General features: G+C 48.4%; 8 protein-coding genes. 3 read left to right on the top strand and 5 right to left on the bottom strand.

The genetic code is table 11. The features are described from left to right. Positions 1 to 62 precede the first annotated feature (62 nt). On the bottom strand, positions 63 to 1,112 hold the full coding sequence (locus RQM65_RS11820) for a sugar phosphate isomerase/epimerase family protein (RefSeq protein ID WP_314015240.1): 1,050 nt from the start codon (positions 1,110 to 1,112) through the stop codon (positions 63 to 65). A 382-nt stretch (positions 1,113 to 1,494) separates the two neighbouring features. Between RQM65_RS11820 and RQM65_RS11815 the strand changes: the two genes are divergently transcribed. The 3 genes from RQM65_RS11815 (at position 1,495) to RQM65_RS11805 (ending at position 5,019) form a co-directional block, all read left to right on the top strand. Further along, positions 1,495 to 2,379, top strand: a complete 885-nt coding sequence (locus RQM65_RS11815) for an AraC family transcriptional regulator (protein ID WP_314015239.1) — start codon at positions 1,495 to 1,497, stop codon at positions 2,377 to 2,379. 504 nt (positions 2,380 to 2,883) lie between these two features. Next, positions 2,884 to 3,744 (top strand): sugar phosphate isomerase/epimerase family protein, encoded by an 861-nt coding sequence (locus RQM65_RS11810; RefSeq protein ID WP_314015237.1) that lies wholly within the window; start codon positions 2,884 to 2,886, stop codon positions 3,742 to 3,744. Positions 3,745 to 3,897: 153 nt separating this feature from the next. Beyond that, complete coding sequence (locus RQM65_RS11805) at positions 3,898 to 5,019, top strand: ThuA domain-containing protein (protein WP_314015235.1); 1,122 nt, start codon at positions 3,898 to 3,900, stop codon at positions 5,017 to 5,019. 56 nt (positions 5,020 to 5,075) lie between these two features. On the opposite strand, the gene RQM65_RS11800 is transcribed toward RQM65_RS11805, so the two are convergent. From RQM65_RS11800 to RQM65_RS11785, 4 genes are all read right to left on the bottom strand, one after another. After that, positions 5,076 to 7,808 (bottom strand): tyrosinase family protein, encoded by a 2,733-nt coding sequence (locus RQM65_RS11800; RefSeq protein ID WP_314015233.1) that lies wholly within the window; start codon positions 7,806 to 7,808, stop codon positions 5,076 to 5,078. 354 nt (positions 7,809 to 8,162) lie between these two features. Continuing rightward, positions 8,163 to 8,402, bottom strand: coding sequence for a hypothetical protein (locus RQM65_RS11795; protein WP_314015231.1), 240 nt, complete (start codon positions 8,400 to 8,402; stop codon positions 8,163 to 8,165). After that, positions 8,403 to 9,908 carry a RagB/SusD family nutrient uptake outer membrane protein gene (locus tag RQM65_RS11790; protein WP_314015230.1) on the bottom strand — a complete coding sequence of 502 codons (1,506 nt, stop codon included), beginning with the start codon at positions 9,906 to 9,908 and terminating at the stop codon, positions 8,403 to 8,405. A gap of 19 nt (positions 9,909 to 9,927) precedes the next feature. Beyond that, positions 9,928 to 12,936, bottom strand: coding sequence for a SusC/RagA family TonB-linked outer membrane protein (locus RQM65_RS11785; protein WP_432279867.1), 3,009 nt, complete (start codon positions 12,934 to 12,936; stop codon positions 9,928 to 9,930). Between the last annotated feature and the right edge of the window lie 145 nt (positions 12,937 to 13,081).

Here is a 13,081-nt window from a genome sequence, read left to right as displayed (position 1 = left end):
CTATATTGTTCTATGTATTTAATCAATTCAGATTGCTAACTGCCACTGCCTACTGCTACCGCCTACTCTTCCTCGTACCACCCGTGCTTCTCCCTAACCGCTATCATGGCGGCCAGAATATCGTTCCAAGTTTTCGGCTTCATCATGACCTCATTGGGGAACATACAACCGTCCCAACAGATATGACGCAACTTCTTGGTCAAATTTCCGTTTTCGTCGCGCAGCCAGTGTCCCGCATCTACGGCGATATCGAGCTTGCCATTGGGGTCGTCGGCCAGGCAATGCCTACCGGTCTTGTCGTGGGAACCGGAACCGAAAACAGTACCGTCGTTCTGCGCGACGTGAAAATCGATGGTCCACGGCCGTAGGGCAGCGGTCAGTTTTTCGAGTCCTTTTGTCAGCGTCTCCCGATCGTTCCAATCGAAGTCTTGGGGCAAGATGCGCTCGTCGGGTTTATTGTATCCCAAGAGGTATAATAAGGTATGTGCCATATCGGCCTGAAATCCGATGTTGGGCCGATCCACGGCCTCGAGGTTTTCGACCATGGTCTTCCAGCCGTGCATACCGCCCCAGCATATCTCCCCTTCGGCCGCAAGTGATTCCCCGTAGTCCGCGGCTACGTCACAGGCCTCACGGAAAGTCTGTACTATTAATTTATTGTTCTCTACGGGATCGGCCTCCCAAGTGATGGGATCTACGGAAGAATCGATACGCACCACCCCCGAGGGCCGGATACCGAGTTCACGGAATTTTTGGCCGATTTCGCAGGCCTTTCGGACCTGGGTCACGAATTTCTGCCGTTCTTCCGCCGAACCCATGGCCGAACCTCCTCCTACCGGAGCCCAGATCGGGGCTACCAGACTTCCGATTTTCAAATTTTTTGCGGCGACCTTGTCCGCCATTCTCTTGAGAACATCGTCGTCGGCATCGATATCGAGGTGCGGATCGGCAGCAAAAAGATCGATCCCGTCGAATTTCACCCCATCGACCTCCGCGTCCGCGGTCAGGTCGATCAGGGTATCGATATCGATTGCAGGTTCAGAATCGGGACCTTTCCCGACGACACCTGGCCATGAGGCATTGTGTAGTTTTGGAAAATTATTTTTTGGCATTTGTCCTTTTTTTAAATTATTCGCGGTAATTATTTTATGTCATGCTCCGTCCACTAAAAATAGGGATTTTTGCGACGTAAGAAAATCGGAATTTAAACATTCTTTCGTCCAAGTTATTTGATAGAGGCTAATTCTCTCCCTTTCTAAAGCTAATTTTCAAAAATGCATCATCTTGAAAACGACCTCGCTTCAATTGGGAAGCAGTCTCACACTTGGAAGGACTCAAGCGTTCTATTCTAAAAACACGAACACTTGTTCTGGCATCTCACCAACTGTCCTTACAAATTTAACACAGCATCCAACACTATATTCCCACTATCTTCGTAAAAGATGACACTTTTTTGTCTTATCTTTCCCAAGAATCCTATTTCTAAGGAAAATTATGAGCAGCCCTAATATTGAAAAGACCATTACCTCGAGACAGGCTTTTATTTTTAAGGACCTTAAGAGTCCCTATTTCAACCCGAAATGGCATTTTCACCCGGAATTTCAGATATCCTATATCATCAAGGGGAAAGGAACACGGTTTATAGGCGATCACGTACAGACCTTTAAGGAGGGTGATCTGGTATTGACGCCACCCAACCTTCCTCATCTATGGCGTAGTGAAGAGGCCTATTTTGAAAAGAACAACCCCCTTGGCACCCATGCCATGGTAATCTATTTCGACCAAGAGCTGATGAGTCCCCCCCTTCTCCGCCGGGAGGAGTTTTACACCTTAAGGAAACTGGTCGAAAATGCGTCGAGAGGCATCGAATTCTACGGAAGCACCCCGCGCGATGTGTATCGGCTTATGCAAGGGATTCCTCCAAAAAAAGGGTTTAAGCGCATCATCAATCTACTGGAGATCCTGGAGGTAATGGCGGATAGCGAGACCTACAACCTGTTGTCGAGTCCTGGTTACACGGGCGTCTTTAAAACTAACGACGCGGAGAAAATGCATTTGGTCTACGATTACGTGATGAAGCACTTCACGACAAAAATAGAACTACAGGATGTGGCCGACCTATTGAACATGACCACCACCTCGTTCTGCAGGTACTTCAAGCCCCGGGCCAACAAAACCTTTACGCGCTTTGTCAATGAAATCAGAATAGGCCATGCACGAAAACTACTGCTGGAGGACAATTTCAACATCTCCCAAATATCATACGAATGCGGATTCAATACCTTATCGAACTTTAACCGACAGTTCAAGTCCATCGTAGAAATGAGTCCGCATGAATATCAAAAATTGTTTCTGAACATCAAGGCGGGGATTTCTTAGGTCGGCCTGAGTATTCTAGAATATGCCCAATTTTGATTAGTGTGGCGACCCGTCTCGACGAAAAGTCCGGCGTCGAAAAAAAATAGAATCGACCGAAGTAGGTTTTTGGTAGAGTATCGAAAAATTGCTTCCGCAGGACAAAAAAGTGTCAGGCTTTCGGAAAAAACAGGAATTTTATTTTTGCCTTTCCCTATATATTTAGAGGGTCGTATTTTTGATTCAATCAATAACCCTCAAATAAGAATTACAAGAAACGAGCATCAAGAAAATTTAAGAATTCCTGGACTGGTCAGAGCGTCAAAAATGTTTGACAGATAGTTGCAGCGACCGGGCCAGATAGCGGGGGGGGGGTTAAAATTTTAATGGGGAGAGCGTAGTGGTTATCCCGATAGCTATCGAAATTCTCAGCCGGCCCGAAAAATTCATTCCCGCCCGAACGGGACGGACGGGCTGCGGATTTTTTTTGATTAATTTATTTTCAGGTAATTAAAAACATTCAAGCGTATGAAAATCGGAATGAATATGTTGCTGTGGACGAACCACGTGACTTCAGAGCACTTTCCCGTAATAGAAACTTTAAAAAACACCGGATTTGACGGGATCGAACTTTTTTTAGGGGAAGGCAATATCTCGCACTATGCCAAGCTTGGGAAGCATTTTGACGCTATCGAAATGGGAGTCACGGCAGTTGCCAGCTTGGCCCCGGAGGAGAATATTGCCAGTCCTGATCCAAAGTTTCGGGCAGCGGGACTCGATAAGCTAAAGTGGTCGATAGATGTGGCCGAAGCAGCCAATGCGGAGATTATTTGTGGTCCCTTCCACTCCACTTTCGCCTATTTCACAAGACAACCGCCGACGGCGGACGAACGCCAACGCAGTGTGGAGCAATTGCGGAAGGCGGCCGAATACGCTGCAGATGCGAATATCGTTTTAACCCCCGAAGCCGTCAATCGGTTCGAATGCTATCTCTACAATACCATGGCCGATCTAAAAACTTTGGTAGAAGCTGTTGACCACCCCAACTTGGGAGCCATGTTCGACACCCATCACGCCCATATCGAGGAGAAAAGTCAGTCCGAAGCACTAAAGACCATCGCGCCGGTGCTCAAGCACGTGCATATCAGTGAAAACGACCGGGGCACCCCAGGTAGCGGCCAGATCCATTGGGACAGTGTTTTCGACACGCTCAAGGAAATCGAATACGATGGCTGGCTGACTATCGAGGCCTTCAGTACGATCATTCCCGAATTCGCCAATGCCATCAACGTATGGCGGGACTATTCCCCGGCGGAGGAGATTTATACCGAAGGCCTGCGATTGATTCAAAAAGGGTTAGAGGCTAGGAGTCGGATGCCAAAGAGATAGGAGAGGGTAATATTTAAAAACAATAGATTATCCAAGGGCAAGTCCATCAAGGTGCCCCCGCGGAAGAAAGCCTCAACAATCGCAGGGTTTTTACTTTTGTCGTAGTCCTTTGGATGGAGGCCCTCGGTGTTTAAGAATCAAAAAACTTCAATTATGAAAAAATTACTCTACATTTTTGTTTGTTGTACCCTGTTCGCCTGTAAAGAGGATAAAAAATCCGTTGCGGAAACGGTGCAACAGGAAGAACCACCAAAAGAACAGCTTGTTTTCGAGGGCGATGGTCCCGGTGCAAAAAACATTGTTTTAATTTCGGGAGATGAGGAATATCGGTCTGAGGAAGCCCTGCCGCAACTGGCGAAAATTCTATCGGAACATCACGGTTTCAACTGTACGGTGCTTTTTGCGCAGGACCCCGATAATCCGGGAATCGTAGATGCGAATTACGTGAACAACATCCCGGGCTTGGAGGCTTTGGACAAGGCGGACATGATGGTCGTCTTTACCCGCTTCCGCGCCCTGCCCGATGAACAGATGAAGCACATTGACGATTATTTGATGGCCGGGAAACCGGTTATGGGCATCCGCACGGCGACCCATGCCTTTATGTTTCCGGAAGATTCGGAATCGTCTTATCGGCACTACGGCAATTACTACAACGGAGACCGATCGGAATGGCAAGGTGGTTTCGGCCGACTCGTTTTGGGCGAACATTGGATCGCACACCATGGACACCATAGACACCAAAGCCAACGGGGGATGATTTTCGAAGATGTCCGTGACCATCCTATTACCAACGGTATCGAAGACGGAGATGTTTGGGGAGCTTCCGATGTATATGAAGTCCGTTTACCACTTCCGGGCGATGCGGAGCCTCTACTCTACGGTCAGGTAATGAACAGAAAAGGGGATTACGACGAGACCGATATCCATTACGGCATGCGACCTTCCGATGACGAAGTGGCCAAAGTGAACAATGAGGGCAAAACCGTGAACGATGTCAAAATGCCCATCGCTTGGACCAAAAGCTACCAACTGCCGGGCGGAGAAAAAGGTAGGGCATTCACTACCACGGTCGGGGCCGCCAGCGACATGCTTATCGAAGGTACCCGTAGGCTGCTGGTCAACGGCGTCTTCTGGTCAATGGACCTGCCCGTTCCCGAAAAGGCCGATGTTAGCCTCGTGGGCGACTTCGAGCCTACGCGTTTTGAGTTCCGGGATGAGGGCTACTATCAGGAAAAGGGACTTAAGGTAGGCGATTTTTATGTAAGGAGATGAGGAAAGGGCGCATCCTTCCGTGATACGCCCCTGTTCACAATCCTTTGCAGCTTCCCTTATTCACTTACCGATACGCTAAGGTTCAAAATTCTGGAGAAGGTCTCCATTTCGGTATCTTCGGTGGATTCGCCGTGCCCGTTATGTCCTTTTTTTCCGGATTTGGCATTCGGAGCGTAAGCCCCCTCGACATATATTCCGAAATGGTAGGTGCCCGGTACTTTGGTAGCCTTGCTATGCAAGTGCAGTGGACCTTCTTTATGGCTTACCACCGCGACCTCGCTGTCATCGATAAAGTTCAGTTCCTTTTTCTTTTCGAGTCGGGCGAGCAAAAGGGCAATATCTTCCACTTTTCCATAATTGTCCTCGGCCTCATTTTGTTTGAGGATGTCGATGACCTTGTCACGGGGCAGTATATCGTGGATATCAAAACTGGGGGATACCATTCTCGCAAGGCCCTTTAATCCGTGTATCGCTCCCATGGAGGAATCCGTACGTACCCCGATCTTGATTTCATTTCCGGGATTTATTAGAATTTTCTCGGTCTGAAGCTGCACTTTAAGGGAGGTCCTCGCATAGATGTTGACCACTATGTGACAGGCATCCCGTGAACTGTTATTGGTGCTTACCGTCCTGAAATCGAGTCCGTGCAGGTTTTTATGGGGCAAGTTGCGTGGAGGCGTCCTTTTTCCCGGTGGCACCGTGAGCCTGGCGTATCGCGGGCCTTTGATGGCCCCTGCGGCGACGGGGAACAGCATTTCCCCTAAAACCGGCATCATCATACTGTCAAGGCTCTTAGTCTTATAAAGGACCATCAAGGCCCATTTCCCCACCCAACAATCTTTTCCGGTATTTCCTCTTTGCACGACCAAGGTCAGTCTTCCGTTGGATTTCTTGGCGGTTACCAAGGGGGCGGGACAGCAATGGTGGCAACCGTCATCGTGCCGATGACCGTCCATGTCACCGTAGAATAGCTGTCCATTGGGTCCGTGCAGCATAAAGGTCCAGTTCCGGTCCTGGAAGTCCATTCCCTGTGCGGTGATATAGAAAATATCTTCCGCCGAGGTCGCGTGAAAGTACATATGGGCATGCTCCCCGGCGAACAGCTCCAAGACCGGATCAAAAATGGTGGTAAAACCGATGGCAGCGGCCAGGGCCTCGGAATAAAATTTATCAATGGTTCCCGCGTTCTCCCCTTGAAAGACCTGTTGGCTGGTCAGCGTCTTTCCTTTGGCCACCACGGAGGCCAAGGTCGGATAATCTACATCCGCACCCGTACCGAAGCCCATAGCGAAGATGGCCGTTCTACCGTAGCTTCCATCGGGAATGGAGGCCATTGGGGAGCCCGAGGTGAGCATTCCGTCGGTCAACAGGGCCAGGTAGCGTTGCTCGTCTGCCGGGTTGCCCCCGAACGGAGGTTCTACGACATTGTTCTGCACGTCGGCCAGAGCATCGGCCAGCGGGGTGCCGCCCCCAGGCGACATGGCCGCAACGTTAAGGTCGAAATCGGCCTGGCTAAAATCGGTGCCCGTCTTGACCAGTCCGAAGTTCGGCGCATTAAATACTGCATCGAACTGATTGCCGCCCAGGCTTCTGAACGTTTTGATACCGGCCATGACGTAGATGGCCCCGCTTTCCTGGACGGTTTCGGCGTCTTGTAGAAAAGCGGACACGCCCCGCTTTGCCGCTTCCCATTTGGTGACGTCGGGGTTGGTACTGACCATGGGATCCGGGGTGAGCCCCATCATGCTCCCCGTACGGTCTAGGCCGATGCCCATAATTGCGATGGTGTCGTAGGTATAGCCAAAAGCGTTTCTAAAGTCCAATGTATCACCGTTGGTCTGGGGACCTAGCCCGCTAAAATCGGGCATCGGAATATCCGAGGAAATCCCTACGTTCGTCCCGTAACCGGCCGCGCCCCCTGTATAAGGATACATGAGATCGTTGCGGTGATGTTCGGGGTTTCCCCCGGCGACGGGATACTCGTTCTCGTGCCCGTCCATCTGCCACATGGCCCACAGCCGATCAACGTTGCAGTGCAGCAAATAGAAAAAAGGATCCGAAGGCGAAACGTCGGGATTGTTCATGTGCCCGCCCGAACCCCCGATCCAGCCATGCATGCTGTTGTGCATCCTCATGGTAGCACTATTGGTGAGCCCTCCGCCCGATTCCAGGGCATCCTGAAAGTCACGAAGGTCGGTCATGGCGAGCGTTTCCTGGATATCAAGGGTAGTGGGCAGGTTGGCCGGATTACCGGTATTTCTTCTTAGGCCTCCCGTCGTGGAAGAAGGGAACATATCGGGAATCCTCCAGCCATCGAGACCAGCCGGCCACCATCCCGGAGCGGGCGTGGCGTTGCTTCCGGTACCGGGGCTGTCTACCGCAAAATAACCCTGTTGAATTACATTGTTCGAGCCAGGATCACCGTCGGGACCTATAAAATCATCGGTCATGATGGCCGCGGGGTCCTGCCAGTCCCAATACGGCAACCTTACGTCATCCGCAGGAAAATAACTTCGCAATTGCTCCTCGAAAAGGAAGAGAAAATAGCGGTGCCAGCTCAAAAAGCTATAGCTTCCCAGGCCGCCATGACCAAAATTAACGTTGTTTGTGCCAGGGGAGTCAGCGTTCTGTATCATCCAATGGATGGCCGTAAACTCGTCCCATTTGCTGTACTGATCGTTGGCCGCCGCGGTCGGGTTGACGATGTCCGCCTTCATGTGCACGCAGGCCTTTACAAAATTTTCTTTTTCCGTTGCCGATAAAAATTTGGCGTTTCTTCTTGTTCCCATGATGCTTTTTTTGATGTAATTATGATATTGATGTAATGCATGGGGGAACGAGGGGCCAATTGACAGGACCTAGTCATGGCAATTTTCTGTTTTTCAGAAAACACCCATCGAATTGTAGAATTGGCACAGGGATAAATGTAGGTCAAAACGTTTTATGTAGGAAGAAGAGTTGTATGGATGGTAGGGATTCATGTAGGGTCGGGAATCCACCGACCCCTAGAGCCCTGCTCTCATCTTTGACCCACCTTAACTTTCGCTATTCGTGATACTTTGGCGCGAAAAAAAGGGAAACACCCGCCTGTGACCGGGCGGGCATTAAAAGATAAGGTTCTACCCTGAACTTTGTGGGAAATTTCAGGATTCCCTCGGCAATCGGAAGCTATCACCAATGGAAAAAAGACGGAAAGAGCAAGGAAGAAAGACGAATACATTTTCCGGAACATCCGAAATGGCAGACCTATGACTGAAAATATCCATGTGTCCTTTATTTTCTTTGTTCCCTCCTCCTTTCATCTTTTGGTCAAACTCAATAACAACTGTTTTCACAGAAATAATGGTAGAGCCAAAATAATAAACAGCATTTAAAACGCTCATTTAATACCCCATATTCTGTACCAGATTAGGATTGTTCTGCATTTCAGATGTCGGAATCGGAAACAACAGTTCCCGTTCCGTAAGCGCTTTGTTGGGCAGATAGGTGAAAGTGTGCCCTACGAAATCCTTCAATTCATTGGTCTCCGGATCATAGGCTTTTCTCCATCTGGCCATATCGTACCAGGTCTTATTTTCAAAGCTTAATTCATGCACTTGCTCGATTCGTACCGCTTCCCTGAAAGCGTCCTGTGAAAGGCCCGTCAAATCATTAAGTTCTGCGCGTTGCCTGATCAGATTAACGGCATTGTACGCTTCTACTGTCGGACCTTCAGCTTCGTTCAAAGCTTCTGCGTACATCAATAAAACGTCGGCATACCGATATATACCCCAGTTTAAATCCGATTGGGCACTCTCTTCATTCGCTTGAATATCAAAAAGTTTAAATATATAAGGAGCTCCCAAGTTGGTACTGTCGCTTCGATCCGCCTCTAACGAATAGCTAGTGAAATAAAACTGCTTTTCTTCGGCCCTTTTATCGCCAACCTCATAGGAGTCGGCAAACTCATTGGTCGAAAAGATACCGCCGGTCTGGGCGGAATAGGCCGAAATTCCCAAGTTGTAGGGCAGTATTGCAGGTTGCCAGTTCCCTGATTGGATATTGGCCGCAAATTGGGTCATGAAAATGTATTCTCCTGTGTTCTTGGTAGCGGGATCGTGAAGTTCATCATAGCTATCGAACAAACGAAACTCTCCCGAATCAATGACCTCTTTGGCCTTAGCGGCGGCAAGCTGGTAATTTTCGGTTTGCTGAAGGGGATAGCCAGCCGAGGTTAAATACACATCGGCCAAAAGTGTTTTTATAGCTCCCATGGATACCCTTCCCGCTTCATCCCTCCAGGGTAGGCTTGAATTTTCAGCTTCTGTCAAATCAGCGATAATTAAATCGTAAACTGCTGCGGGGTCCGCTTGCTCCGGATATAATTGCTCAGAATTCAGGTCGATCGGATCTGTTATAATGGGAATATTGCCGAACATCCGTACCAATCCGAAATAATAATATGCCCGAAAGAACTTGGCTTCCGCCAAATAGTTCTGTTTTGCGGTCTCGTCCATATTTATTTCCGGAATTTTTTCAATCGCTAGATTGGCTCTGGAAATACCTGTATAATATTCGTTCCAGAAACTTTCGCCGTATCCATTATCCGAATTATTGATCAAATCCTTTACCAGATAAATATTCGTTGCCTGTCCTAGGGCAGTATTGGCCAAGCCAGTTGCAAATTCGAGCATTAACCAGGTGCCCCCTCCAAAGCCACTATTTGTAATGGGGATCAGTGGTTCATAGATACCATTGACCGCACTTTCTGCATGTTCGGCACTGGTAAAATAGGTGTCGGTAGTAAAGTTAGAGGCGTCTTCTTCATCTAGAAAATCACTACAGGCCAAGGTGCATGACACTATTGTCATGATCGCGATAGTTTTTATAGAAAATCTATAGGTATTCATGTTTTTATATTTTTTGTTGTTATAGTCCCACATTTAAACCGAGCACAAAAGTACGTGGTCTTGGATAGTCATATAGAGAGAAGCCCTGATCGAAGGTGCCGCCGCCATTGGAACTTTCAGGGTCGTACCCCGGATAATCTGTGACTACAAAGAAATTTTGCACCGAAGTATATAATCTAAGACGGTTTAAATGCAGGCGCTTGACCAATTCAGGTTTAAAATTATAGGACAGCATGAGATTTCGACCTCTTAAGAACGATGCATCTTTCAATTTCCCGGAATCGTTATGGGTATCATAACCAGCGGCAATCGGCCTAATTTGGGCGATATGGGTATCTTGATTGTCCGGAGTCCAAGCATTTAAGACCGTTTTGAAACTGTTCGCGATAGTTTGACGATCTTCGGCCGAGTGTTCGTCACGGTACATCACACTATTGCCGTACTGGAACTGTAGGTCGACCAGAAGCTCAAGGTTACCATATCTAAACGTATTGGAAAAAGTTCCGAAACCATCTGGAATACCTTTTCCGATTATAGCCCGGTCATCGCTGTTGATTGCTCCATCATCGTTAAGGTCACGGTATTTGATATCACCTGGCAGCCTATCATAAATAGCAGCTTGATCGGCTTCATCCGTATTCCAGGTACCCTCGTCGATATATCCGTAGAAGGTACTCACGGGTTCCCCGACTCGAATAAGCGTAGAGCCCAAAAAGATATCGGAACCCCCGGATAGCGCGGTTACTTCGTTCTTATTGATGGAAATATTGAAATTACTGCTCCATCCAAAAAGCTCATTGTCAATATTGATGGTGTTCAAGCTAACTTCAACCCCTTTGTTCTCCATACTGCCCACGTTTCTATATACATTGGTAAAGCCACTTGTAGCGGGAACAGGCGCATCGAGCAGCATGTCCGAAGTCAATTTTCGGTACAGATCGACCTCTAGGGCAATTCGGTTGTTGAGAAGACCCAGTTCAAGTCCGACATCTACCTGCTCGGTTTTCTCCCATCGCAGATCGGGATTGGCCATACGCTGTGGAACAGTGTAAGGGGCACGGTCACCCGCAAAGATTACAGTGCCACTTTGTAGTCCCGCCAAGGCCCTATATGCAGGAATTTCTGAGTTACCCGTTGCCCCGTAGCTGGCTCGCAGTTTTAAATTGGATATCGTTTCGTTCTGGGATAGAAAATCTTCCCCTGAAACCCGCCATGCCAATGCCGCCGACGGGAAAAACGCAAATTGATTTTCGGGACCGAATTTCGAAGAACCGTCGGCCCTTCCGGTCAAGGTCAAGAGATATTTATTCTTATAGCTGTAATTGACCCGGCCAAAATAAGAATTGAGTCCGTAAGCAACTCTGCTGGAGGTCGGGGTCTGTGGGTTGGATCCGGCCCCAAGGTTGTTAAAGCCATAAAAGTCATCGGCAAAACCTCTAGTAGATGCTCTTGATTCGAATTCATCTATATGCTGCCAAGAAAGTCCTAACATGGCCGTTAACGAGTTATCACTATTAAAATCTTTGTTATAGGTCAAATAGTTTTCAAACTGCCATGAGTTGTACCGGGAGTTGTCGACATATGCCGCACCGTCCGGCCTTGCAATATACCTTAGGTCCCGACCTCCGTAATAATCATTTCTCTGATTGATGATATTGGCCCCGATAGTGGTCCGCAATTGCAAGTTTTTATGAAGGGCAATATTACTATAGAAGTTCCCCAAAACGGTTTGGGTCTTAAGGAAATACCTGCGGTCATTGGCTACTGCAACCGGACTACCGCCCCCTTCCATGCCAGGATAATCGATATTGGAGCCCCAGCTTCCGTCGGCATAACGGACTGGGATAATAGGCAAAGCTTCAAATACCTGGCGCATGGTGGTTATGCCCCCGCCGCCAAGCTGGTCGATCTGCTTTTCGTTTTGATCGTTATAACTTAAACTACCCCCGACTTTCAACCAGTCATTGATGTCGGTATCCATGGTAAATCTACCCGAATAGCGTTTCAACCAAGACTCAACGATTAGACCCTCTTCGTCACGAAAGCCCATAAACAGGCCATAAGTACCCTTCTCGTTTCCTCCTGTAAAAGAAAGTTGGTGGTTTTGGGAGAAAGAGGCCCTTATGGCCTCATCTTGCCAATCGGTATTGTAAAGCGGGTTGCCCTCGGCATCGAATAAACGTGGGTCGGTCCGTTTTGTTCGAGGATCGGTATAGGCCCCTCCAGCCCATCCGGCCGGGTCATATTTTTCGGCGTTCGCATACGCAATTTCCTCAACCCTCAAAAACTCTTCGGAATTCAACAATTCCAGCTTTTTGGGTAGCGTGCCAAGACTAAAATCTACATCGTAATTAACGCGGCCACCGGCCGAAGTACCTCGTTTAGTACTGACCAATATGACCCCGTTCGCACCCCTTGCGCCGTAAATGGCGGTAGCGGAAGCGTCTTTTAAAACTTCAATAGACTCAATGTCATTGGGGTTCATGTAGTCGATAGGTGTGCTACCATTGGGAAGGCTAACGGAATTAAGTATTACCCCATCGACCACATAGAGCGGCGTATTGGCAATACTTACGGAAGTATTTCCTCTAATTCGAACCACGGTTCTCCCTCCAGGCCGCCCTGAACCCGAGGTTACGTTCACCCCGGAAACTTTTCCGGCCATGGCTTGGTTCATAGAGGCTGCAGGTCTTTCGGCCAGTTCTTCGGACTTAACAGATCCGACAGCACCGGTAAGGTCACTTTTTTTCTGGGTACCATAACCGATGACCACGACCTCATCGAGATTGGCAGCATCTTCCTGTAAGGATACTGTTATGGATGTCTGTCCCGAAAGTGGAATTTCCTGGGTGGCAAATCCGATATAGGAAATGACCAATACTGCATTTTCGTCCGTTACCTGCAGCTCAAAGTTCCCATCGAAATCGGTCTGGGTTCCGTTCGACGTGCCTTTTTCAACGATACTTGCACCGGGCAAGGGCTGGTCGTTTCCGTCAAGAACCATACCTGTGATGGTCTGATCTTGCAGACGACCTTCGTTATAGAGCAGTGTGGGGCTCGTTGGGCGCTCGTTACTGAAAATCGGATTCCCATAAGATGAGCTATAAAAAACTAAGATTACTAAACACCAATACTGTTTTTTTAATAAAAATGTAATATTCATGATGTGCTGG

It is taken from the genome of Pricia mediterranea, assembly GCF_032248455.1.
Classification (GTDB): domain Bacteria; phylum Bacteroidota; class Bacteroidia; order Flavobacteriales; family Flavobacteriaceae; genus Pricia; species Pricia mediterranea.
This window is presented reverse-complemented; position numbering and strand designations above follow the sequence as displayed.